Here is a 22,574-nt window from a genome sequence, read left to right as displayed (position 1 = left end):
AATTTTTGTTGCGGCAGATTAACGCTGGAGTCCGTCAGCGGAAGTCTTTTCTTCTAGCTTGGCAAAGTGCCTGTCCTATCAGACCTTGATGCATCCCCCCCATGTCAATTTTCAGAAGCCGGTCGCTGTACGTAGTCATCGCTTGTGCACTGGTTAGTAGCCTTTCCACAAGCTGTGAAAGGAAAGAACAAGATTCCGGAAAGGAGCGCGAATCGGCTGATATGGCCGGTGGGAAACCGCTGCTGGAAAATCGTCTGGAGGGCTTGCCTGGGAACGTTTTTTTGTCTCAGAAAGATTCTCCGATTCACTGGCATCCGTATGGCAGGGATACCTTGGAATTAGCCCATGAGTCAGATCGCCTGATTTTCGCGGTAGTGGTGAAGGGTAGTGATCCCGGATATCTTGAAGCCCTCGAGATTCTCGGTCGAAATGAGGCGAGAGTGAGGGAAATCAACGAGAGCTATCTGCCTGTTTTGATAGACGTGGATGTGATGAGAGAGTTCGGTATTCTTTCCGCTATACTATGCTCTGAAATCCGAAGCCCGTTTCAGTTGCCCCTACTGCTGTGGATGTCCTCCGAAGGGAATCCCGTCGCCTGGTTGCCCGTGGCAAACCAATCCGAGGAAGCACTCGGAAAGATGCTCGCCCAGTCCAATGAGATGCTGGAAAGCATGTGGGAGAATGAGGAGAAATATATCAATGAGAACAGTTCGCGCGATATGGAAGGGCGTAGTGAGAGACTGCAGGCCTACTGGAAAGAGCGTGAACTGAGCGAGGACCCGAAGCAGGATGGTGCAGCGGGTCTGAGGCAGCTCATCGCGCTGTATGACCCGATGAGCCGTTCGCTTGACGAAACCGAATATTCATTTCCTACCCACTCGATGAATCTTCTGGCACTGGGAGCCAAGACCAGGGGCCTGCCGGAGCATCTCCGGGAGGGCGCCAGGGAGGTGCTCTCCGAGTTGCTGACCGATATGGTGACAAGCCCGATGTTCGACCCGATCGACGGTAGTGCGTTTTCCGCGCGAAGTGGGAAATCGTGGACCATGCCTAATTATTTCCGTGATTGCGTCTCGCAGGCAGAGATCGCGGATTCTTTGTTTCGAGCTTATGAGGTGACCGGGGATGAACGCGCACTGCACCGCGCTCTGGGTATTCTGAAATACATAGAGGAGACCTATCGGACGAAGGAGGGAGTTTTCTCTTTTTCAACCAGCGGAAGGGCAAATGTTTCTGATTGGTTATGGGAATACAGTCAGCTGGATGGTGTTCTCACCGGGGATGAGAAAAAGGTATGGACTACCGTCACGGGGATGAAGCCGGGCGGAAATATATCAGCGGAGGCAGATCCATCGCGGGAATACGGAAGTAAGAACTCCATCGGAATTTCCAAAACCTTAGATGAGACAGCAGAAGAAACCGGATTGGGGAAAGATGTGGCTTCCGGTCTGTTTGAAAGCGCGCGGAAAAAGCTCGCTGACATCCGACGCCAGAGAATCTCGTCTGATAACGCTGAAACGAGTTCACATGCAGCATCCACTTTCCGGACTATTTCAGCATATGCCTCAGCTTACCGTGTTACTGGCGAAAGGGTTTTCCGGGATCAGGCCGTGAACAGTCTGTCTGCTGCCCGAAAGATATTCTTCAATGGAGTCCAGCTTTCGGCCTACCCTCAGGATGGAGTGTTTTCTGAAACCAATGCAGCGAGAGCGTTACTTTATGCAATTGCGCTAAATGCTATTCTCGATGTGTATGAAATCTCAGAGGATGAGGCGTGGCTCACTTGGTCTGATGATATTTCCACTGTTTCAGCAGAGAAGTTTACCAGCGGGGTATTGAGGGAATGCGATCCACAATTTTCGCTGCTGAATACTGAAATCTGCGACATCGTTGGACTGTCCGGAACTTCCAGTCTGGGGGAGTTCTCGGTCGCGGAGGCCAGAATGAGGGCGCTGGGAAGGCCTGTATTACCTTCTTTCTCTGAAAATTGCAGGATACTTCCGGCAGAGTCCGTCCATCGGCCTACCTTATACGCCGATTCGATCGCAGCGTCGATTCTTCGGGATTGGGTTGAGTAATCTGGTCGTTTGCTGGATAGCGATGGGGAAATCGATAGATGCGTAGAAACTACCGCGATTTGCGGGTGTTTAGCGGATTACATTAACTCACCTACATCAAAACCTTGGCTACACGGGTTGTGCGAAGGCAATGTAATGATAGGGTTAGGGAGTTGAAAAATTTAGAAGATATTATCTTCCGTCATTGTCACATGGCCAATGAGAAGCTTTTGTATTTCGTAAATCTAAAAAAACCCAATGAAAGTATCCAAAATTCCCGCGATTTTCGCTGTTTCCCTATTTCTTACGCACCTGATTAACGCCGATACGGTGGTCTTGAAAAATGGTGAGGAAATCAAAGGTAAAGTGATTCGTGAAGACGAGGACAATGTAGTGATCGAGGTGATGGTCACCAAATCCATCAAGGATGAAAAGACGGTGCCGAGGGCTGAAATCGACCTGGTTCGTAAGGTTTCACCTGAGAGCAAAGAGTTTTCGGTAATTCAGAAGCTTCTGCCGACTCCGGATCTTTTGAGCGAAGAGGGATACGAGGAGCGGATTACCCAGGTTGAAAAATTGATCCGGAAATATCCGGATGCAAGGCAGGTTGTTGGAGCCAAAAAAGTCCTGGCCGAGCTAAGAAACGAAGTGGAACTAGTCCGCGATGGTGGGTTCAAGTTTGGCGGAGAATTTATCGCGGAATCGGACTACGATTCCAATGCCTACGAATACGATGTGGCGATTGCCGAGAAGGAGATCAACGACACGGTCTCCCGGGGTGATTACCTTCAGGTTCTACGGTTATTCGAAGACTATGAGGAGAAGTTCAATAAGCCTGAATCCTACGGTGAAATGAGGCAGTTGTTATTGAAGGTTTTATCCGTTTACGGAAAGAGCGTTGAGCAAAATCTGGAGTCCTTTGACCGGCGCCTGAAGGCAAGGGACAATGGCCTCCAGCAAATGGCCGGCGAAGATCGCATAAATTCCAAAAAGGCTATCGAGGAAAAGGATGCACTGGTCGAATCCAGATTTCAGCAGGAGAAGGATGCAAAGGAAACCTGGGTGACACCTGACCCATACCATGAGGATTCACTTTCCAGCGCGGCCAAGCAGGTGGAAAGAACTGTAGATCGTCTGGAATCTTCCGATGCGCGCGAGATGCCCGAGAAGCCACTTGCTGAAGTCTACCGATCCTACTGGAAGAAATATGGAACCGCGGACGAAAAAATGCGGAAGGATTTCGAGAAGGACCTGAAAAAAAGTGGTCTTCCGGAGGCCTACGTCAAAAAGCTCGAACAACGGGCTGGAAAATAGGAAGACTTTCATCGCATACTCCTGCACAAATGAGCGGCAGAATCGCAAAACAAACTAGAAATACAGCGGAGACCAAGATCGATTTAAGTATCGACCTGGACGGCTCGGGTGAGTCGGAAATTTCAACCGGTGTTCCGTTTTTCGATCACATGCTCACGCTTTTCTCAAAGCATGGTCTTTTCGATTTGAAGGTGAAGGTGGATGGCGACATCGAGGTGGACGCCCACCACACCATCGAAGATACGGGAATTGTCATCGGTGAATGCATGAAGGCTGCACTCGGCACAAAGGAAGGGATTACCCGTTACGGTTGTGCCTATTTGCCGATGGATGAGACACTGGTCCGTGTGGTAGTGGATCTCAGCAACCGCCCGCATCTTGAATTCCGCGCTCCGGAAAATACAGCTTCCGCACCGAACATGCCTTTCACCTTGGTGGAAGAGTTTTGCAGGGCTTTGGCGAGCAACCTGCGTGCGAATATCCACGTGGAATTGCTCTATGGCCGTGACGGTCACCACATCGCGGAAGCGATTTTCAAAGGTCTGGCCAGAGCATTGCGCGAGGCTTGCGAAAAAGATGCCCGAGTGAAGGGAATTCCGAGCACCAAGGAGGCTTTGTGAAGGTAGGAGTTGTAAATTACGGCGGAGGGAATCTCCGCAGTGTCGTCAATGCTTTGGTTTCGTTCGGTATAGAGCCGCAGGTTCTGGAGTCCGCGGATGGTTTTGATGCCGTGACGCATCTGATCCTTCCCGGACAAGGAGAGTTTGGCGATGTGATGAGCCAACTGGAAAAGCGGGGTCTGGTTGATCCGCTGAGAGAATGGATTTCCTCCGGGAAACCATATTTCGGAATTTGCGTTGGATATCAGATACTATTCGAGGGTAGCGATGAAGCCGACGACGTTCCCGGCCTGGGAATTATCAAAGGGCGTTGTGTACGCTTTGCTGAAGCGGAAGGCAAAAAAATCCCACAGATGGGATGGAACTCTGCTGTGCCGGAGAATGTAGGCGGAAGATTTTGGAAGGGGCTGGGGGAAGAACCTTATTTCTATTTCGTTCATTCCTACTATCCGGTTGTCGAGGACCCGGCTTGGGCCGTTGCAAAGACCAACTACGCGGGTGAGGTCTTCGTGGCCGCCGTGGAGAAGGGGGATTCAATCGCCTGCCAGTTCCACCCGGAGAAAAGCCAGGATGCCGGATTGGGACTGATGAGGAACTTCCTGGGGATCTGATTTTCACTCAAAGTAATTGGGATAGATCGCCAATTTCGGTGCAGTAATATCAGGGTTTTTCCAGCGGGAAGATAGTTACATCCACGTGGTTTGCCGAAAGCATGGAGACTGGGGGTGTTTTCGGTTCCGGGAATCCGTTTAGGAAAAATAGGGTCGCGGAATATTCCGCCTCGTTGATGGCTTCAATCTGATAGGGACTGTGATGAACACGCCCCTTCGCGATTTTTCCATCGCTGGTCTCGGAGAATAAAAGGTATCGCTCTGCAAGAAACCAATCAAGGGATCCGAATTCCGCCGGGGCGGGGGCTTTTGGTTGGGGATAAGTGAAACGGGACTCGGGGAGATCAGAATTTCTGCGTTTACTATTGTATCGGATGACCCCGTTCTTCTCGGTGGAGGACATCCGCGCGTGCTGGTAGGGAAGGTGAAAAAAGCGGCGGGCTATTTCCACGGCGATCGGCTGATTGCAATCGAGACAGAAGAACCATACTCCGGGATTTCCCTCATCATCGTGGACATAAGTGCGGAGATTTAGCTCGTGGAACCATGACAGCCAAGGGAGAGGAACCAGCCCAACCGGGCGGATGCGCTGCATGAAAAACGGCACAATCCCGATATATGCTCTGCCTTCAAACGTATCAACATGCAGGCCCTTCGGAAGTTTCCTGGCTATAAGCTCGGCATCAATTTCCCAGTGAAAAAAGGCCAGGCCTGCCCAGCGCTGTTTCATCACGTGAAAGCCGGCGGGGCGGTCCCGCATGACAAGGCGTTGTTCGGCACTGGGTGTCATGAATCTCTGGATTTCTTGTAATCCTATCTGGTGAGACTACATGAGTGCGCCGCGAATCCGGCGCCGAACGCTGTTAGCCAAAGCTCTTTGTCAGTGACGTTCTCCTGGGCCAGACGGCGCTCCAGAGCGAAAAGGACCGAAGGACTGGACATATTGCCGTGTGCCGAGAGAACTTCACGGGTTTCTGAGAGGGAAAAGGCTGGTATCCGCTTTTCTATCGCTTCGATCACATCGCGCCCGCCTGAATGGGCGAGAATCTGCTGGGGCTGCGAGGCGGAGCGGGAAAAGAGTTTAAGAACAGCCTCGCCGGCGAGTTCCGGCACAGAACGGTGAAGCTGGTTTTTGAGTTTTCCACCGGAGTTTCGGAAGCGAATTTTTTCACGTTGCTCGGGATCGTGATGGGTATCGAATTTACCGAATTTCCAGGCGTTTTCGTGTGGCTCCTGTCCGGTGAGGATGGTGGCAGCCGCTCCGTCCCCGAAGAGGCAGAGGGAAATTAATACGCCTGGATCATCATCCATGTAGAAGGCGGCGGAGGAGATTTCCACGGCGACCATTGCGATTTTGTGTGTCGGATTCGCCGCGAGATATCCTTGCGCCGCACGCAGTGTTGGAATCGCCGCACCGCATCCCAATCCTATCAGGTCACAAAGGTAGGCATCCGGTCGAAGGCCAATTTTCTCTGCAACATAACTCGATGGCCCGGGGCATAAATAGCCGGTGCAGGAGCAAAGAAAAATCGCATCCAGCTCATCGGGTTTCATTGAGACTTTTTCAAGAGCCTTGGAAATAGCCTCAACCGCGAGATTTGGCGCATGGGCTTCAAACGACCGATTTAAATTCTCGGCATCCTGTTGGAAGACGGGTGTAAGATCGGCGGACGAGAACTGTCTGCCAGAAATTCCGGAGCTGTTATTGGTAAGGATTTTCTCCAGAAGTGTGCGTGAACGTTGTTTCAGCGAGCTGAATGCGGGATGTGTCTGCAAGGCATCCCAGGTGGATTGCTGGGTAAATGAAAACGGAGGATTGCTGGTAGCGATGGAGGAGAGATACATGTGGAAGAAATTTCAGCGGAGGAGGGAGAGAATAGGCTTGAGCGGGGCATATTTCAGCAAGGGACGTGCGGCGGGCTGAAAAAGGAAGGGATGGATGAACTTTGAGGCGCTCAGTCGTCTGGAGAAGAAGGATTGGAGTGCGAGATTGATGGCGGCGGTGGTTTGTTCCCAGTTTTGCTGTGTGTTCGAGTATTTGACTAGCTCCGGGAGCGCGATCTCGGCCGACTGGAAGGCCATGCTCATTCCGTTTCCGGTGAACGGAGGGATAATCGAGTGGGAGTCGCCCAGTGAAAGAAGACCGGGTATAGGCTTCTGGAGACCTAGCTCAAAACCGGCCACAGCGGTAAAAGAATCCGTCTTCCAAACTGCATGGGAAAGTCGATCGGCGAGCTGTAAATTGCCGTTTTTTTGAAGATATGCCGGTAGAAGATCGTTGTGACTGGCCTTGATCGTTCGGTCGATACGGAAGAGTCCGCAGACATTGCTCCAGCCATTCTCCACTGCAGTGATGCCGAGATATCCGTGGGGACCGCTGTGCATCTCCAGATCGGATATCGTATGGAAGTCTCTGATATGTGCCTTGAGACCTATCCATTTGCCATTGGTTGGCCGTCGCCCAGCACACCAGGCCTGTCCGGGCGTATCTGGTTCTGGTTTTTTCCGCGATGACTCGAAAATAGTCACTCCTTGTTCTCTGGCAAATTCGCATAGTCGCTGGTCGAGAAGATGGCGTGAGATTGCCAAAGCGGGGGTGGGGAGTTCCCGTGTGCTGAGCTGCGCATCGCCTCCGAACCATGTAACGGTGGTATGTTTTTGAGCATCCGCCAAAAGATGAGCTATACCGAGCGCATCCAGAGTTGAGGATTTCACACCGGAAATAAACTCTCCGCAGACGCGGTGTCGCGGGTATTTCCCGGCTTCGTGAAGCTCAACGGGGACACCATGCCGGCGCAGTGCGACAGCTAGCGAGAGGCCGGTGAGTCCTCCCCCGATTATGTGAATTTCCTTTGGCAACTATAGGAGGTTAACACGCGTTCAATGCTGCGCTAGAGATAGTTTTTACTGTGATGCAATCTACTGCGGGTGTGGTATTTCAAGTTTCCGGAACACCGATCGAAGAGCTCCGCGGAAGGTTTGTTTCTCGGAGTTTGAAAAAAGCTTACCGCCGGGGTCTATAATTTGAGGGAGCTCGCCAGCGATGAATCCGGCTTCGATACTGACGCGCATATCATGTCGGGTAATGGGGTGGATGAACGGATGTGCCATTTTTCCCAGAACCAGGGGCGTATTGGAGCGCAGTGGTTCGTTGAAAATGAGCGTATCGAACTTTGGAAACCAGTTTACCAAATCGGAGAGTTGGGAATCGGTGAAGTGGTGAAGAAACAGGTTTGCGATCAACACGCCGCCGCGTGATGGAGGTTCCTGTTCGAAAATATTGCCGCGTATCCATCTGACTGCTTCCGGTAAATGCCTGGGTTTCGGTGCAAGATCATAGGCTTCCGCTACCGAATCCGGGTGCAGTTTCGCAATTTTAGAGATCAGGTTTCCATCGCCAGCTCCGATTTCCACGACGTGTTTTGTCGCTACCGGTATTTGCCGGACGATCCATGCCTCATTCCCCATGAAGAAATTGATTCGGCGTAGGTCTTTCCGTGAAGATATGGCGCCGGAATCATCGTGTGGCAGGTGGTCGAGAAGCTCTGGGGTGAGTTTACGCATGAAGTGGTGGGAGGTGATGTTTGCATATCTTCCGCGCCTGTGTGAAAAGAGCGAATGAAAATTTCCTGCTATACGGGCGGCATGGTTCAGACAAACGGGTATCTGGTGGAGACAGCGGATGGGAACTTTCTGGTAGACGCGCCTTCCGGTGTGGCTGGCTGGATCTCCGGGAAGGGTGTGAGGCTCGATGGGCTGTATCTCACCCACCAGCATTATGATCACGTTGAGGATGTCTCGGAACTCCGGAAATCCGGTGTGAAGGTCTTCGCTTGGGCGGATTATTCCAAGGACCTGACGCTGGAAACATACGGGGCCAGCTGGGGTTTGCCCGAGGTTTCTCCTTTCGCGGTCGACGAACTTGTGCCGGTTGGCAAACGTGAAGTGTTAGGTATGGAGGCGGTTATAGCACACGTCCCGGGACATTCCGCGGATAGCATTTCCTTCTATTTCCCAGGCGAGAAGGTGGTGTTCGTCGGTGATGCATTGTTCTCGGGATCCGTGGGAAGATGCGATCTCCCGGGAGGTAGTTTTGAACTACTGTTGGAAGGGATTAAGCGCGACCTGCTGACACTTCCGGACGATACGAAAGTGCTGCCAGGTCATGGCCCCGGAACAACCATCGGTCGTGAGCGTTCTGCGAATGGCTACCTGAAATAGGGATTATTCAGCAATTATCAGTGCCTTCGGTGGCGGCCGAAGGAGGGCTTCGTTTTGTTCGGCAGATGGCGGAGTGAAGCGGACACTCTCCCATGTGCTGTCCTTCAACGGACCTTTTCCATGAAATTGGAAGAGGCCTGTAAAAGGTCGCAACGGTAGGGTGATAATTCCCAATAAGCCGCGGGCATTGAGTCGGATGGTGAAATCGATGACTCGGTCAGACAGGTCCACCGAGCCGTCTCCGGTGAAATTCACCGAGGTGGTGGATGTTTGGAAATCCCGGGTGCTGAGGACGCCGTCATTGATGGTGAATGTGCAGAAAGCAGCCTTTGCCCGTTCAAAGCCAGCCCGGCGATCAGCGAGAACTTTCGCCATTACGGGCGAGAGTGGTCCGAAGACCGGCACCGAGAAAAGTTCGGCGTTTTCAAGACCTACGAGTCCCTTTCCATCCATCCGGGAAACGTCGCCGTCTGGAAGTGTGAACTCGATGCGGCCGGTGACGATACCTCCGCCTTTCATCTCGAAATCGTAGGTTGATGAGATCTTAGCCATGGAAAGTTTTGAGACGCTGAATTCTCCCGAGAGGGCAGATGTGGCAGAATTGACGATTTCTCCGGTCACCTGACCTCCGAATGCCTCGGCCTTCAGGTTATCGACTTCCACTTTTCCGCCGCGAATTTTCACATTTGCGGACGGAGCGCTGAGTTCGACGTCTTCTCCAAGAAATTTGTAGGTAGCCGGGCCATCGCTGGAGAAGTCCACATCGAGTTTGGTTCTTCCCTGCGGGGTGATATCAACAATACCCGATCCACTTAGTCTCGGTGGCGTATGAAATCTGTATTGCTCAAGATTATCCGCGATGGCGGGCGCGAAGAACCGAACCAAAGGAGCGGCCCAGATAGATCCTTCGACTCCCTCCACCGAAACAGTTTTTGAAGGGTGATCGTAAAGAATTCTTCCAATATCCGCCGAGCCATTGGTGGGACCGTTGTAAGATTTTCTCAGAGAATAGTCGGAGTAATCGAAAGTTACCTTTCCGTCAAAAAAGTTAAGCTGATGGCGATCGAGTTTGAACGAGCAATTTGCCGAGCGGACCGGGACGCCACGGAACGAGAGGTTCCGGATGTTGCCGTGGCCTTCATATTGCCATGCGAAGCGGTCTTTCAGATTGAATGAGCCATCAAGGAATACCTCGGTGAACGGAGCGGTATTCTCCGAGAAATCGGCGATGATTTTTTCGAGAGGTTTCCCTTTGAAAAGTGGACCGAAAATCGGTGCCGGGAAGGTGGAGTGAAGGGAAAGCTTCACGATATCACCTTTCAGCAGAGCTTTTACCTTTGCTGTTCCATCCGGTCTGGTGAGTTTCATATCGCGGAGAAACAGGTCCCCATCCTGCCAGGAGAACCACGATTCCACGGCATCGAAGGTAATTCCACGGAGCATGACGGATTCGCAGAGCGCGTGACCTGTGAGTTTTACCGAAACTTCTGGAAGTTCCTCGGGATTTTCCTGTTCCGGGATGTTGAACTCTCCGGCGAATTGAACCTGCTGCTTTCCGCCGAGCAAAAGTTCCATTTTCAAAGGGTAATCCAGCCAGGACTTCAAGAGACGGGGGATTTCGATGGATGAGTCGATATCGAAACGACCCTCCCGCTTCAGAATCTGGTAATCCGCATGCCCTGCCAGAGAGCCCCTGGAGTCCTCTGCCTCGAAAGAGTCCACGGTAAGAAGATATCCACTCAATCTGCCTTGGGTGGTCACGTTCTTCACGCGATACTGCTTCTTTTCGATGTATGAGGCGACAATATGGAAGTCCGCATCAAGGGTGCTCTTGTCATTCATATCCCCGGTGATGTTGATATGGGCGGACGGAGGACTATTGGGATCGAAGCTCCAGTGCTGAAGCTCGTTCAGGATATGAGCGATCATTTCCCGGCGTTTGCCTTCCTGCTTCTCATCGTCGGGATTACCTTTTCCGCCACCCTTGGAATAAAATTTTGCAGAGAGTGTGACATCGACGCCTCCCACGTTCCCGCGGGCGTCTTCGATCTCGATCAGGCGATCTTCCGGCATGAAGATGCTGGCGTTTACCTTGTTGAAATGGAGTGCCTGGCCCGTTGGTTCCTTTGGGTCGACCGGGAGCGAGAGCCTGGCATTATTCAGGACAACTTTCCTGAGGCGGAATTTGCCACCCGCGAGACTGGTATTGTCGAGAACCAGCTGAACGCGCTCGAGGTTGGAGATCTCATTGATCCGCTCCTCTTCGGCGAAAATGGTAACGCTTTTCGCGACGAATCCTTTCAGGGGAACATACGCGAGCGAGCCGATGCTGACGTGTGCTCCCTGGTTGGACATCTGCTGCTCCAGTGCATTTCTCCATTCCTCGGGGAGGCCGGTATTGTTCGCCCAGTAAAGACCGCCCAAGGCAAGGGGAATCATCGCCACGACGAGCAGCCAGACAGCTGTTCGGAGATTGCGGACGATGGAGAAGTGGAACATTTTCGAAGGAAATGATTACGAGTTGAGCTTACCACCGGCCCTGAAGGAAAAATAGGGCAAACGTCCCGGGGAAGGTCTTCCGATGATGATGTGATCCAGCAGGCGGATCTGCATCAGGTTTGCGGCCTGTTCCAGGTTTTCCGTGACACGGTGGTCTGCCGGACTGGGTGAGGGATCGCCGGAGGGATGATTGTGCAGAAGGATGAATCCATATGCATTTCTGGTAATGACAGAGCGGAGAACCTCACGAGGATGAGCGGTGGTTTCATTCACAGTCCCGACAGAGACAGTAGTGGTGCTGGTGTGTTCCAGCCGTGAATTTACGGTGACAACCAGAGCTGTTTCGTTGGGCAGATTACCCATCTGGTGGGAGAAATGTTTGTAGATCAATTCCGGGGTATCGAGTGGGATGGTTCTCAGCTCCTCCTTCGCAAGTCGTGTTCCCAATTCAAAGGCGGCGGCTAGCTTGCAAGCCTTCGCAGGACCTATGCCTTTGTTGTTCATATATTCGGAAACCGGGAGACGCCCGAGCTCCTGTAGATTTCCGTATTTCTCGAGGAGATCTCCCGCTACCTGGATGACGTTCCGACCGATGACGCCGGAACTAAGGAAAATCGCGATAAGTTCCGCGTTGCTGAGAGAGGACGCGCCATATTTGACGATCTTTTCCCTCGGCAGATCAGAAGAGTCATCCTCGTTGAGTTTCATAATAACTATTCCACGTTCTGAACCTGCTCGCGGAGTTTTTCGAGTTCTGTTTTCGCCTCTACAACCGTCTGTGCGATGGTGGCGTCGTTGGCTTTGGAGCCGATTGTGTTGAACTCGCGGAAAAGTTCCTGACATAGGAAATCCAGCGGTCTACCGGCTGGCTCCGAGGAGGAAATGTATTCCCGGAATTTGGAGAAATGCGAGTGGAGACGTGTGATTTCCTCCGAGATATCGCAACGATCGGCAAAGATGGCCACTTCCTTCGATAATCTTTCATCGTTCTGATCGATTTCGATCTTCATATCCGCAAGACGCTTGTGGAGTAGTGCCCGTTGGTGCTCCGGACGGAACGGAGCTTGATCGGAAATCGTCGCGGTAAAGGCTTCGAGGTTGGTGAGCTTGCCGAGGAAATCTTCTTCGAGGTGTTTTCCTTCGATCGCCCGCATCTCGTTGAGATTTGCGACAGCTTGCCCGAGGGCCGGGAATACACATTCCCACGCTGTTTCCGGGTCTATTTCGTCGCTTTCTCCTATTTCGAAGATCCCGGGTTGTCTCAGAAAGTCCGAGGCAGACGGGAGTAAAGGACGGCCAAGGAGATCCGAGAGATCGGCGAAAGCGGAATCAAAGGATTTCGCGAATTTTCTGTTGAGGGAAACATTCTGGTTGGTTTCACCATCGGCACTTTCCAGGCGGATGGTAATTTGTATGCGCCCCCGCGAAACCAAAGGTGTGGTAAACTTGCGCACACGGGTTTCCAAGGACTGGAGCGAACGTGGCAGGTTCGCTACGATCTCAAGTTGTTTCCGGTTAATCGAGGCCGCTTCCACATTTGCGAGCCATGTTTTCGAGCTATTGGTTCCACGGCCAAAGCCGGTCATCGATTGCATATGGTTGATTGAAAGGGGATGGGGAACGAATGTCGATTGTCTAGATTACCTGAAACAAAAACGGCCCCGCAGATTGCGGAGCCGTTCGGAAAATATCTTAAAACCGCTTAGAGGTTTTTCAAAAATGAGCGGAGCATCCAGAGAGCTTTGTCGTGGACCTGAATACGGCCGATCATGAGATCCTCGGTTTGTGGATCACCCTTTTCCGCAGCGGTATCGCGGGCTGTTCTGAGGGATGCACCTACGATTTCGTTGCACTCGATGAGATGTGCTACGTAGTCCTTGGCTGGGATTGCCTCGGCATCCAGTTCGGAGATCGAAGACAGGCTTGCGAGTGTTTTGAGTCCGCCCGGGGAGTATTCGTCAAGTCCGCGGATACGTTCCGCGATGTCGTCGACTGCGATGAAGAGTTCCTCATACTGTGTCTGGAAGGCTGCATGTAGTGAGAAGAATGCAGGGCCTTCAACGTTCCAGTGTGCGATGTGGGTCTGACCCAGAAGTGCATAGGAATCCGCGAGAACTGTTTTGAGTGAATCTACAATCGGCTTGGTGGACTTTGCTTTGGTTGCTGTAGCTGTTTTGCTCATGGGACTATGGTCGCACTGCTTTGCTAACTTTCAAGAGGCGGATTGGAGAAATATGGATATTTTTTACTGAGAAGCTCGAATGTCCTGGATGATGATCTGGAGAGTCGTTTTCCCGCGGAATGTATTCCGGTCAATTGTGAAGGCAATATCCCACGGTGGGCTTGGTAGTTCGTGTTCGCCACCGCCGAAGAATACCGCATCCTGCTCGTGATAACCTTGCCTCAACATAAGGCGTAGGTGGTTGTTTTTCATATGATACGGCGGACGGCTAAGCCCTACCTGACGGGATACAAAGACTGGCTGTGGATTGCTGTTTCCAAACGGGTGGAGCAGCTCGTAGCTACCGAGAAAATCCAGTGACAACTGGGAAAATGGAATTTCCGCATCGTAAACGAGCCGCGGCTTTCTCTCCTCCTCGGTGGTGTTTGCGAGAACATATTTGCCGAATTTTTCACGGAAATCGTTGAGTCGGTCCTCATGAATACTTAGGCCGGCAGCCATTGCGTGCCCGCCGCCGGAAATGAGGCAATCTTCGCAGGCTCGAATTGCATCCACCAGGGAAATACCCTCGATGCTGCGCCCGGATGCTTTGCCAATTCCGTTTTCATCAAAGGCGATAACAAAGGTCGGTTTATAATACTGCCGCATGAGACGGGATGCGACAATTCCAACAACTCCGTGATGCCATGCGCGGGAACCGATGACGATCACCGGATCTTTTTCGGGGTCGAAATTGACGGAAAGTTGTTCGTTCGCCTCCTTTCTGATCAAACCTTCGTGGGCCTGGCGCTCGCGATTGTAGGCATCCAGTTTTTTGGCGAGATCCGCGGCAGATCGGCGACAATCCGTGGTGAGGGTAGCTAGCGCATCTTCCGGGCAATCCATCCGACCGGCAGCGTTGATACGCGGCCCGATTCTAAATCCGACATCCATGGAAGTGGCGGCGCCATTCATTCCAGTTACCTCCTGTAAGGCCCGGAGGCCCGGGTTGAGGGTCTTCGGCAGATATTTCAGGCCATGGCGGACGAGTAATCGGTTCTCTTCCACCAGAGGAACTATATCGGCGATGGTCGCCACAGCCACCAGATCGAGCAGTTCCTTGAGATCCAGATCGACGGTTCTGGTTTTTAGCAGTGCGTGTCCAAGTTTGAAAACGACACCCGCAGCGCAAAGATAGGTGAATTCCTCACCGCACTTCGGGTTTACCAGAGCCACGCAGTCGGGTTGCTCCGTCAGACTTGGTTCATGATGATCCACGATAACGACATCGACATTCATCTCACGGAGATAGGCGACCTCGTCCACCGAGACAGTTCCGCAATCGACGGTGATCAAGAGATCCGGTTTGCCATTTTCCTGGATGCAGCGCTCTATTGCCGCGAGGCTGAGCCCGTATCCCTCACCTCCACGACGGGGGATAAAAGTAGCCGGTTCCAGATCATAGGCGTGCAGAATTTTCCGCATGAGTGTAATGGATGAAACTCCATCCACGTCATAATCGCCATAGATACAGACTTTTTGCTTTTCATCTGCCGCCTGCAGAATTCGCTGCACTGCAGGTTCCATACCCGGTATCAGGAATGGATCCCGGAGATCCCTGAGTCGTGGCTTCAGAAAGGATTCCATCTCCGCTTCGCCGGAAATTCCACGCTGTTTTACCAGATGGGAAAGGATTTGTGGAAATTGTGAATTCTCGGAAGAGCCGCTCGAGAGAAAGGGCTCTCCACGTAAAATCCATCGGGAAGCCATTGCACGCATAAAGTCTTGGATACGCTGCACCCAAGCGAATGCTGTGACAAGGGCGGATGTGTTTTGATTGGACACAACGCCGTAGCGGCCTTGTGTTATTGATATGAAAGAGGTGAAGGAAAGATTGGCGGAGGTGCTTGCTATGTTCGACTGCCGGACGGGGACGCTGCATGCGGCGAAATGCGAGTCCCTTACCTTGGTAAGTGCGATAGGAGTGCCTGATTTTCTGTTGGAAAAGATTCAGAACATTCCCTTTGGCAAGGGAATCGCCGGGGTAGCGGCAGAATCCAAGGGCCCGGTCGAACTGTGCAACCTCCAGCAGGATCTCGGAGGAATTGCCAAGGAGAATGCGCGAGCCACGGGCGTGGCCGGCTCGCTTGCCGTTCCCATATTCTCCGCGGATGGGATGGAGGTGATTGGAGTATTGGGCATCGGAAAAACAGAGCCCTACGATTTCACTGACCAGGAGAAGGCTTTACTGGGCCAGGAAGGAGAAAAAATCAGAGCGTTTCTATCCGAGTTTATCGAGAAACTCTGATAGGTCACATTGCTGTAGCCAGCTTCATCGAGGCGGAGCTGGAAAAGCGGCCTTGGATAATGTTGTGACCAAGCAGTGGAATAAGGCCTACGAAGAAGCTCCCGTCGTTCGCAATATCCCAGAACAGCTGGTCCGCCTCCGCATATTTCTCCGAAAGGGAGGAAGCGCAGGTCTTGTCGCCGATCAGAATGACAGAATGAACGTTTTTAATGTCAGGAAGAGAAGAGATGTCCGCCTCAATGATCGTGATCGAATCATTCCTGAATGTACGCTTCACTCCTTTTTCCCGGATCAGATGGATATTGTAGAGCCTACTTGCTTTTTCACAGAATTTGGAAAGATAGGAACCTGCTTTTATTTCTGCTGGCTGATAGATAACGACTTTTGGCTTCACTGAATCGGATATGTTTTAAGTTGGATAAAATGCACGAAAGTTCGGGTGCATTTGGATTCCAGCCTTTCGCAGGTCTTGTGCCTGCTTCAAATCCCTTATTCCACGGACTTTACCTGAGTATCAGCGCTGAAATATCCGAGCAAAACGCCATGCAGGCATTGTTTTTTGCAAAGTGCAGCCCAGGGAGGAACTATCGTGCAGGTATGTCTATATGGTCGATCAAACGGACGTCTCCATAGAAAACGGCGCAGGCCAGTACCGTAGGACGGTCCAGATTTGTGGCAGGTGCCAAAGACTCCGCATCTACCAGAGAAAGGTAATCGATTTTCACAAAATCCGATTCCGATAGAACTCGTTCAGCCGTTCCCAGAATTTTTCCAATTGCCGTCTGCCGGGCTGCGGAGGAAAGTGCCAGACAAATACGGGCTGCATCCGCACGATGCTCTGCGGTGAGGCGTCTGTTTCTGGAAGACATGGCGAGGCCATCGGTTTCCCGAATGGTGGGGTGGGTGAGGATCTCCGTCTCCAGATCGAGATCCCGGACCATCCTGCGAACGATTGCAAGTTGCTGGAAATCCTTTTCGCCAAAGATGGCCGCATCACATTTGGTAAGGTTGAAAAGCTTCAGCACGATGGTGCAAACCCCGTCAAAGTGCCCCGGGCGGGTCGCTCCGCAGAGATACCTGGAAAGCTCGGTCTCCAATACGGTGATGGATCGGTCTTCCGCATAGACTTCGCCATCGTAGGGAGCAAAAACTCCGTTTGCTCCGTGAGCTTTGCAGGCCGCTATATCCGATTCCAAAGGGCGTGGATATTTTGCCAGGTCGCTTTCTCGATCAAACTGAATGGGGTTTACAAAAATTGAGACCAGGACCGTTCCATCTGGTCCGGCTTTCTGTCTGGCCGCATCAATCAATGAGGTGTGCCCCTGATGCAGAGCGCCCATCGTCGGAACCAATATCACCGGACCTGAAGTATCACGGAGGTTTTCCTTCAACTGTTGTTTGGTTTTAGCGATCCACATAATTTTTTTCAAAATGCGATTCAAGCCGACTTGGGTCTGAGAATGGTGAGGCCTTGCTGAACATACTCAACCAGCGACATCAGGGTGAAGGCACCAGCCACGAGGCAAGGATAGACCGGTGAAATAGGAACGATTTTCAGCATTACCCAGCCCAATACGAAGAAAAGGCTGAAGGTGCAGGCTTTTCCGGTCCAGTGTGGACGTATGTTGACGGTGAGCTTTTTCCCTCTCAGGTAAAAGATTCCCCAAATGATGATAATGTCGCGGATGGCAACGAGGGTGATGAACCAGATCGGCAATCCCCAGCCATGCGGTCCCCAGGGAACCACGGTCAGAATCATGAGGGCGTGAAGCACCAGAACCTTGTCGGCCAGCGGATCGAGGAAAGCCCCGAGGTCTGATTTCTGGTTGAATCGTCTGGCGATCCAGCCGTCCAGACCATCGCTGATCGCTGCAACTATGAATGTGCCAAGGGCAATGTAGCGGAATGCTTCCACCGGAAAACCGGATTTCACACTGAGCCCGTATCTGGCCGCATAAAATACAAACACCGGGACCAGACAAATCCGGAATACGGTAATTTTAGTGGCCAGCGTCATAGCCGGACTCTAGCAGCCCGAAAGTTTAAATTCCAAACCCGAAATCCCGCGTTTTGAAAAATGAGACCCTCTGATTTTGAGGGAAGTAGAAAGGGATGAATCCCTTTTTCGCCTACCAGTTTACGCTGGTGCCACGCGTATCGATGTGCGTGAAGCTCGAGTAGCTGCCAACCCCGCCCTTGAAGAGGCCGCGATCGCGCACGGCACGCGCGGTTTGTGTTACGTGATAGGCGCTGGTCTCGAACTGGACGTCCACTGCCACGTTTGCCTGATGCCAGGAATGTTTTTTGGCTCCGGCGCACCGCGCATTGTATTGCGGGGAGCGGTAGGCGGATACGATTTCCTTTACAGAGATATCCATGATTTCGGAAATACGATCAATAACGCGAAGTGTGTAGCCCATGCGTGCCCACCATTCCTTGGGCGGGAGGGTGTTCCAGCAATCGCCGCGTTGCTTTGCGTGTGCGGAAATAACATCCTGGGCACTGATTTTTTTCATTTTCAGCGAGTTCAGGTAGTCCGCGTATTTGGCGATGTTACTACCCTGGAGGCGTGTCCATTCATCAGGGAAGCCGCCTACGTTTCTGGAAAGATTCTGTGAAGTGCTCCGTTGATTGGAGCTGGTCCTTACTTTTACCACAGGCATGTCATCATCCTTCTTTTTGAAGAGCCAGCCCGCGCTCGCGGTGGTGGATGATGCGCAAAGAGCGGTTGCGGTAAGACCGATCGCGCCGAGGACTTTTCTGCGGCTGGCGATGGGGATTTCAGAGATGTTTCGATTTTGCTCAGGTAAAAGGATCGATTCTCTGAAATTTGACATAAGAAAGGGAAAGGTGGGATTTGGGTTTTATTGCGAAAAGCGCGAATTATGCCATTTGTTCAGACAAATTGCACGTAATCGTGGGAAAATTCACCGCTAGGAAACCCGAAATTCAAATTGTCACAAGTAAAAAAGCCACAGATTTGCGAAATTCTTGTTCAGGTTAGAGCTTCTTTTGACGATTTGGAACTCATTGACGTTGAATGAGATTGCGGCTCAGCAGGGCGGAAGCGATGCCTGTGAGAAAGAGGGAAATGATCCCCCAATCGCCGATGATCGCATACAGCGAGAAGCTGGGTTTGACGGGGATTTTCGATTCCACCAGAAGGCTATCACGGACGAAGCTGCTGCCATCCTTATCCCGGATAACCTGCTGGATTCCCGTTTCCGGATGGGTGGTGGAGCCTATGGTATCGACCGCGGCGCTGACACCGGTGTTCGCACAGCGCAGCATCGGACGGCGTAGCTCGATGGCACGGAAGCGGGCATTCGCGAAATGCTGGGCAGCAGCCGGTGAGGTGCCGAACCAGCCGTCGTTGGTGAGGTTGACGATGATCTGGGGAGCATCCCTGACAAATTTCCGCGTAAGACGCGGGACGGTATCTTCAAAACACACGGCGGGGATGATTTGGACTTTTTTCCCTTTGAGATCTACTTCCAGCGGATCGGTTGATGGGCCGATGGAGAACGATCCGTTGTATTCCGCGCCGGATTGCTGTTCGTAGATCTCTTTCAAAAGCGGGATGCTATCCACGAAGGGAATGGTCTCACCGAAGATTACCAGATGTCGCTTCTTGAAGGTATCGAGATTATCCTCTGCATCCTGGAATATAATCGAATTATAAATCCTAGGATTTTCCTTCTCGTAGATCCCGTCATCCCGAACTTCACCTTCGATTTCGACTGCGCCGTAAATTAGATCGAAGGAGCCGGCCTCCCTTACCCGGGAGATGGTTTCCATATTTTGTCGCCAAGCACCCCATTCGCCGGTTTCGGCGCGGATAATCCTGCCGGTAAGTGCTGTTTCCGGCCAGAGAACCCAATCAGGGCTGTTCAACTCGATGCTGCCTTCTTCGCTTTCACCGATGGCTTGCTGGAGCTGCTTTTCATCATTCTCCGAGATTTTCTGGAGCCCTTTCAGGGTTTCGTCCTCGTAGGCCATGTGGACTTCCTCCCACGTCCAGAGAACCTGGCCCGCATCCTGGGGGATGTTGATTTGCACAAGGAGGCTTTTGAGGGATACGGATTCCTTGCCGCTTTCCATGGCAATGCGGAGGATTCCATACGCCAGAAGAAGCCCTACGCATAGGGCTGTTGCCGCGAAATCCCAGCGAGGTCTGCGGATGCCATCCTTGCCTGTTTGCATAAGACGATGTCCAACCTGAACCAGAACCGCCTGGAAGAAGACAAGCATCAGGGATAGCCCGGTGACCCCCAGTAGGTCCGCAGCCTGGGAAATTACGAGTGTTTCATGGAAAGCGACTCCGAGCCCGTTCCAGCCGAATCCCGTGAATAGCCAGCCACGCAGCCACTCAAGACCGGCCCAGATTGTGGCGTGGGTGAATGCGGTGAAGAGGCAGCGGAAGGGTGATTCGGACGTGGCCGATTTCTGATGCCACGGATTTCCGATGGTGGCTGCAAAAGCACCGAAGGCGCCCCAGAATAGTGCGAGATAGGCGGCGAGGACGATCGGACCCAGCCATGAGACGTTGGACAACCATGAGACCTGGAGGCCGAAGCTGATGAGCCCTGCGAGGTAGCCAATGAGAAACCCTTTCTTTGCGCGGTGCTTGCCCTGTAAGCTCCACAAGGAGATCAGGAGCGGGATGATGCAGAGCCAGGCAAGTGTGGCGAAATTGTAGGGCGGGAACAGCGCTGCGGCCATGAGGCCGGTGGCGAGAATGGCGAATAATCTGAGAAAGAATGGGCGGCGGCCTGACATGGCTCAGAGCTTGGCTGGATTTTTCCCGAGGGCGAGAAGGAGTTGGAGAACACAGCTGTATTTTTCCAGCTGGGATTTCCATGGTCGGGCCGGGTGGAGTATAGTCCAGCGGTTTTCTTCTGCCAATGAGTGGAGCTTAGGTTTCGGGTTTACGATGGTGGCCTGGTGGCAAAGCTCCAGCATTGGGAGATCGGCGGTGCTGTCCGTGTAACCTCTGGAGTTGTGAAGCTGGCCATCGACGTAATAAGACTCAGGTAAAACCTCCCGCAAACGTATCACTTTGTTAAAGCCCTTATGATTTGAAAGTTGTGGAAATAATTTCGTATTTTCCAGAACGGTCCCGAGGGATAGGTCGAAGCCGAGAAGCTTGCCTACCTCTGCCGCGTAACATTCCGGACTGGCGGAAGATAAGATGGTGAGGTGTCCGGAATGCTTGTGGTTCTCAAGAGAGTTGATGAGCTCACTGTAAATGCTCGGGAGTAATTTTTTCGCAAATTCAGCGGAAAGCTGCTGGAGCCGTTCCGGTTTCATTCTCCATAAGAAACAGTGGAAGATCCTCTTCATTTTTTCCGTGCCCAATAATTTGGCAAACGGCAGGAAGACGAGAAACAACGGAATGGAAAACAGCCGCCAAGGTTCAGCCCTGACCACGTGGTGGCGGAAAAGGAGTTGGCAATCCCATGCAAGGAGGGTGCCGTCCATATCGAACAGCCCGATACCTTCGGGAGGTGTCTCGCTGAGGTTGAACTCCCGTGGATGGCTCGAATCGTGGACTGATCCGCGATTCGTTTTCGGATCGGTCTGATTCATCGTGCCGGGGTAGGGAGGGGTTGGCCGCTTCGATGTTGAAGCGGCCACACCATATTAAACGTAATGAAGGGCTTTCGCGCGCTCTTCAATGGCTGACTCGTTTTCGAGAAGCTCCTGGATAGGATCCCACTTGCCATTGACGAGTGCGTCCCGAGCGGATTCCGGCATGTTGACCGGGAATTCGATTTCGCCGGTGCTGACAGTCATCTTCTCAAGGTTGATGGTGATTTCTGTCTGCGGATTGCTCTCCACTGCTGCGCGGAGCTTTGCGATATCTGCAGCGGAGGCCATCACACAAGGCATTGCGAGTGTAGTGGAGTTTCCGTAGAAGATTTCCGCGAAGGATTCCGCGATCACAGCGTTGAAGCCGTATTTTCTGAGTGATTGCGGTGCGTGCTCACGGGAGGAGCCGCAGCCGAAGTTCACACCTGCGATGAGGATGGATGCGTCCTTGAAGCGCTCGTCATTGAGAGGGTGCTTTGTTTTGTCGCCTGTTTCGGAATCGAAGCGGACATCGTAAAACGCGTATTCACCGAGACCATCAAAGGTGACGCATTTCATGAAACGGGCCGGGATAATGCGGTCTGTATCAATGTCTGCGCCGGGGATGAAAACGCCGGTGCCGGAAACTTGGGTAACTGGATCGAGTGCCATGATATAAATGTGGTATGGATTATTCGTTGGGAGCCGGCTCCTCCGCAGGAGCTTTTTCTTCGCTGTATTTCGCCATGATATCCTGAATTTCCTGTTGGAATTCGGCTTGGTTCTGCATGGCGTATTTTTGCCCGAGCTGAGCTGCCTGTTGCATGACCTGTGGCATGGTGAGGAGTGTTTTCTGACCTAGCTGTGTCTGGTAGAACATGATGAGTTCTTCGATCTCCGCATCGCTGAAGTTATCGGAATAGACCTGGGCCATTTCCGTGGCGAGCTCCGGATTGTCGTAGGTTTTCGCAAAGAAGGCGTTGGCCGCTATGGAAATCTCATCGATGGCTTCCTGTGGAAGGCCCTGCGCCTTCATGTTCTGAAGTACCGGGGCGAACATAGCATTCGCGGCAGTCAGGGCAGTTTCCTTGAAATTCATCATTTCAAGGAGGCGGATGGCCGGGGCCTGTTCTTCCTGCGCGGAGATCGGCAGGATGGAGGTGCCTGCGATGAAGGCGAGTGCTAGAAGTGCGGTTTTCATTTAATTGATTG

General features: G+C 52.3%; 23 protein-coding genes. 6 read left to right on the top strand and 17 right to left on the bottom strand.

Going from position 1 to position 22,574, the window contains the following annotated elements:
• Positions 1-101: 101 nt before the first annotated feature.
• From AAGA79_RS09335 to hisH, 4 genes are all read left to right on the top strand, one after another.
• On the top strand, positions 102-2,078 hold the full coding sequence (locus AAGA79_RS09335; protein ID WP_411825526.1) for a DUF255 domain-containing protein: 1,977 nt from the start codon (positions 102-104) through the stop codon (positions 2,076-2,078).
• Between the two features lie 237 nt (positions 2,079-2,315).
• A complete protein-coding gene (locus AAGA79_RS09330; RefSeq protein WP_411825525.1) occupies positions 2,316-3,371 on the top strand; it encodes a PTPDL family protein in 1,056 nt (351 codons plus the stop codon).
• A 29-nt stretch (positions 3,372-3,400) separates the two neighbouring features.
• Positions 3,401-3,991 carry an imidazoleglycerol-phosphate dehydratase HisB gene (gene hisB / locus AAGA79_RS09325; RefSeq protein WP_411825524.1) on the top strand — a complete coding sequence of 197 codons (591 nt, stop codon included), beginning with the start codon at positions 3,401-3,403 and terminating at the stop codon, positions 3,989-3,991.
• Positions 3,988-4,602: an imidazole glycerol phosphate synthase subunit HisH gene (gene hisH / locus AAGA79_RS09320; RefSeq protein ID WP_411825523.1), complete on the top strand. Its 615-nt coding sequence runs from the start codon at positions 3,988-3,990 to the stop codon at positions 4,600-4,602. The genes hisB and hisH overlap by 4 nt, the downstream gene beginning before the upstream one ends.
• A 49-nt stretch (positions 4,603-4,651) precedes the next feature.
• Here the strand turns inward: hisH and AAGA79_RS09315 are convergent, their stop codons facing one another.
• From AAGA79_RS09315 to AAGA79_RS09300, 4 genes are read right to left on the bottom strand one after another with little or no spacing between them, the layout of a single operon-like run.
• Positions 4,652-5,392 carry a YqjF family protein gene (locus AAGA79_RS09315; protein ID WP_411825522.1) on the bottom strand — a complete coding sequence of 247 codons (741 nt, stop codon included), beginning with the start codon at positions 5,390-5,392 and terminating at the stop codon, positions 4,652-4,654.
• Positions 5,393-5,415: 23 nt separating this feature from the next.
• Positions 5,416-6,447, bottom strand: coding sequence for a type III polyketide synthase (locus tag AAGA79_RS09310; protein WP_411825521.1), 1,032 nt, complete (start codon positions 6,445-6,447; stop codon positions 5,416-5,418).
• A 12-nt stretch (positions 6,448-6,459) separates the two neighbouring features.
• On the bottom strand, positions 6,460-7,461 hold the full coding sequence (locus AAGA79_RS09305; RefSeq protein ID WP_411825520.1) for an NAD(P)/FAD-dependent oxidoreductase: 1,002 nt from the start codon (positions 7,459-7,461) through the stop codon (positions 6,460-6,462).
• A 60-nt stretch (positions 7,462-7,521) separates the two neighbouring features.
• Positions 7,522-8,166: a class I SAM-dependent methyltransferase gene (locus tag AAGA79_RS09300; protein ID WP_411825519.1), complete on the bottom strand. Its 645-nt coding sequence runs from the start codon at positions 8,164-8,166 to the stop codon at positions 7,522-7,524.
• A 54-nt stretch (positions 8,167-8,220) separates the two neighbouring features.
• Between AAGA79_RS09300 and AAGA79_RS09295 the strand changes: the two genes are divergently transcribed.
• Positions 8,221-8,823, top strand: a complete 603-nt coding sequence (locus tag AAGA79_RS09295) for an MBL fold metallo-hydrolase (RefSeq protein WP_411825518.1) — start codon at positions 8,221-8,223, stop codon at positions 8,821-8,823.
• 3 nt (positions 8,824-8,826) lie between these two features.
• Here the strand turns inward: AAGA79_RS09295 and AAGA79_RS09290 are convergent, their stop codons facing one another.
• The 5 genes from AAGA79_RS09290 to recJ form a co-directional block, all read right to left on the bottom strand.
• Positions 8,827-11,322: an AsmA-like C-terminal region-containing protein gene (locus AAGA79_RS09290; RefSeq protein ID WP_411825517.1), complete on the bottom strand. Its 2,496-nt coding sequence runs from the start codon at positions 11,320-11,322 to the stop codon at positions 8,827-8,829.
• Positions 11,323-11,337: 15 nt separating this feature from the next.
• Positions 11,338-12,030: a RadC family protein gene (gene radC / locus AAGA79_RS09285; RefSeq protein WP_411825516.1), complete on the bottom strand. Its 693-nt coding sequence runs from the start codon at positions 12,028-12,030 to the stop codon at positions 11,338-11,340.
• Positions 12,031-12,035: 5 nt separating this feature from the next.
• Complete coding sequence (locus AAGA79_RS09280) at positions 12,036-12,917, bottom strand: YicC/YloC family endoribonuclease (RefSeq protein WP_411825515.1); 882 nt, start codon at positions 12,915-12,917, stop codon at positions 12,036-12,038.
• Between the two features lie 107 nt (positions 12,918-13,024).
• Positions 13,025-13,504: a Dps family protein gene (locus tag AAGA79_RS09275; protein ID WP_411825514.1), complete on the bottom strand. Its 480-nt coding sequence runs from the start codon at positions 13,502-13,504 to the stop codon at positions 13,025-13,027.
• Positions 13,505-13,567: 63 nt separating this feature from the next.
• Positions 13,568-15,328 carry a single-stranded-DNA-specific exonuclease RecJ gene (gene recJ, locus AAGA79_RS09270; RefSeq protein WP_411825513.1) on the bottom strand — a complete coding sequence of 587 codons (1,761 nt, stop codon included), beginning with the start codon at positions 15,326-15,328 and terminating at the stop codon, positions 13,568-13,570.
• A 28-nt stretch (positions 15,329-15,356) separates the two neighbouring features.
• Here recJ and AAGA79_RS09265 point away from each other — a divergent pair, with 28 nt between their 5' ends.
• Complete coding sequence (locus tag AAGA79_RS09265; protein WP_411825512.1) at positions 15,357-15,791, top strand: GAF domain-containing protein; 435 nt, start codon at positions 15,357-15,359, stop codon at positions 15,789-15,791.
• Between the two features lie 4 nt (positions 15,792-15,795).
• Here the strand turns inward: AAGA79_RS09265 and AAGA79_RS09260 are convergent, their stop codons facing one another.
• The 8 genes from AAGA79_RS09260 to AAGA79_RS09225 all read right to left on the bottom strand — a co-directional run bounded on the left by AAGA79_RS09260 (position 15,796) and on the right by AAGA79_RS09225 (position 22,563).
• Positions 15,796-16,185: a hypothetical protein gene (locus AAGA79_RS09260; RefSeq protein WP_411825511.1), complete on the bottom strand. Its 390-nt coding sequence runs from the start codon at positions 16,183-16,185 to the stop codon at positions 15,796-15,798.
• A gap of 190 nt (positions 16,186-16,375) precedes the next feature.
• Positions 16,376-17,209 carry a pantoate--beta-alanine ligase gene (panC, locus tag AAGA79_RS09255; protein WP_411825510.1) on the bottom strand — a complete coding sequence of 278 codons (834 nt, stop codon included), beginning with the start codon at positions 17,207-17,209 and terminating at the stop codon, positions 16,376-16,378.
• 20 nt (positions 17,210-17,229) lie between these two features.
• Complete coding sequence (locus AAGA79_RS09250; RefSeq protein ID WP_411825509.1) at positions 17,230-17,808, bottom strand: CDP-alcohol phosphatidyltransferase family protein; 579 nt, start codon at positions 17,806-17,808, stop codon at positions 17,230-17,232.
• 112 nt (positions 17,809-17,920) lie between these two features.
• Entirely contained in the window at positions 17,921-18,628 is a 708-nt protein-coding gene (locus tag AAGA79_RS09245; protein WP_411825508.1) for a D-Ala-D-Ala carboxypeptidase family metallohydrolase, read from the bottom strand.
• A gap of 190 nt (positions 18,629-18,818) precedes the next feature.
• Positions 18,819-20,570: an apolipoprotein N-acyltransferase gene (lnt, locus tag AAGA79_RS09240; protein WP_411825507.1), complete on the bottom strand. Its 1,752-nt coding sequence runs from the start codon at positions 20,568-20,570 to the stop codon at positions 18,819-18,821.
• A gap of 3 nt (positions 20,571-20,573) precedes the next feature.
• The gene (locus tag AAGA79_RS09235; protein ID WP_411825506.1) at positions 20,574-21,380 is read right to left on the bottom strand and encodes an HAD family hydrolase; all 807 of its coding nucleotides are present in this window, start codon (positions 21,378-21,380) and stop codon (positions 20,574-20,576) included.
• A 54-nt stretch (positions 21,381-21,434) separates the two neighbouring features.
• Positions 21,435-22,034: a 3-isopropylmalate dehydratase small subunit gene (leuD, locus tag AAGA79_RS09230; RefSeq protein WP_411825505.1), complete on the bottom strand. Its 600-nt coding sequence runs from the start codon at positions 22,032-22,034 to the stop codon at positions 21,435-21,437.
• Between the two features lie 19 nt (positions 22,035-22,053).
• Entirely contained in the window at positions 22,054-22,563 is a 510-nt protein-coding gene (locus tag AAGA79_RS09225; RefSeq protein WP_411825504.1) for a DUF2059 domain-containing protein, read from the bottom strand.
• Positions 22,564-22,574: the final 11 nt, after the last annotated feature.

It is taken from the genome of Luteolibacter sp. AS25 (genome assembly GCF_046736275.1).
Taxonomy (GTDB): Bacteria; Verrucomicrobiota; Verrucomicrobiia; order Verrucomicrobiales; family Akkermansiaceae; genus Luteolibacter.
The sequence above is the reverse complement of the archived record's forward strand: the minus strand, read 5'-3'. Positions and strand labels throughout refer to the sequence as shown.

Coding starts and splice junctions, on each gene's coding strand:
- AAGA79_RS09335 (WP_411825526.1), top strand. CDS start 102: ATGTCAATTTTCAGAAGCCGGTCGCTGTACGTAGTCATCGCTTGTGCA.
- AAGA79_RS09330 (WP_411825525.1), top strand. CDS start 2,316: ATGAAAGTATCCAAAATTCCCGCGATTTTCGCTGTTTCCCTATTTCTT.
- hisB (WP_411825524.1), top strand. CDS start 3,401: ATGAGCGGCAGAATCGCAAAACAAACTAGAAATACAGCGGAGACCAAG.
- AAGA79_RS09315 (WP_411825522.1), bottom strand. CDS start 5,392: ATGACACCCAGTGCCGAACAACGCCTTGTCATGCGGGACCGCCCCGCC.
- AAGA79_RS09310 (WP_411825521.1), bottom strand. CDS start 6,447: ATGTATCTCTCCTCCATCGCTACCAGCAATCCTCCGTTTTCATTTACC.
- AAGA79_RS09300 (WP_411825519.1), bottom strand. CDS start 8,166: ATGCGTAAACTCACCCCAGAGCTTCTCGACCACCTGCCACACGATGAT.
- AAGA79_RS09295 (WP_411825518.1), top strand. CDS start 8,221: ATGAAAATTTCCTGCTATACGGGCGGCATGGTTCAGACAAACGGGTAT.
- AAGA79_RS09290 (WP_411825517.1), bottom strand. CDS start 11,322: ATGTTCCACTTCTCCATCGTCCGCAATCTCCGAACAGCTGTCTGGCTG.
- radC (WP_411825516.1), bottom strand. CDS start 12,030: ATGAAACTCAACGAGGATGACTCTTCTGATCTGCCGAGGGAAAAGATC.
- AAGA79_RS09280 (WP_411825515.1), bottom strand. CDS start 12,917: ATGCAATCGATGACCGGCTTTGGCCGTGGAACCAATAGCTCGAAAACA.
- AAGA79_RS09275 (WP_411825514.1), bottom strand. CDS start 13,504: ATGAGCAAAACAGCTACAGCAACCAAAGCAAAGTCCACCAAGCCGATT.
- AAGA79_RS09265 (WP_411825512.1), top strand. CDS start 15,357: ATGAAAGAGGTGAAGGAAAGATTGGCGGAGGTGCTTGCTATGTTCGAC.
- panC (WP_411825510.1), bottom strand. CDS start 17,209: ATGTGGATCGCTAAAACCAAACAACAGTTGAAGGAAAACCTCCGTGAT.
- AAGA79_RS09250 (WP_411825509.1), bottom strand. CDS start 17,808: ATGACGCTGGCCACTAAAATTACCGTATTCCGGATTTGTCTGGTCCCG.
- AAGA79_RS09245 (WP_411825508.1), bottom strand. CDS start 18,628: ATGTCAAATTTCAGAGAATCGATCCTTTTACCTGAGCAAAATCGAAAC.
- lnt (WP_411825507.1), bottom strand. CDS start 20,570: ATGTCAGGCCGCCGCCCATTCTTTCTCAGATTATTCGCCATTCTCGCC.
- AAGA79_RS09235 (WP_411825506.1), bottom strand. CDS start 21,380: ATGAATCAGACCGATCCGAAAACGAATCGCGGATCAGTCCACGATTCG.
- leuD (WP_411825505.1), bottom strand. CDS start 22,034: ATGGCACTCGATCCAGTTACCCAAGTTTCCGGCACCGGCGTTTTCATC.
- AAGA79_RS09225 (WP_411825504.1), bottom strand. CDS start 22,563: ATGAAAACCGCACTTCTAGCACTCGCCTTCATCGCAGGCACCTCCATC.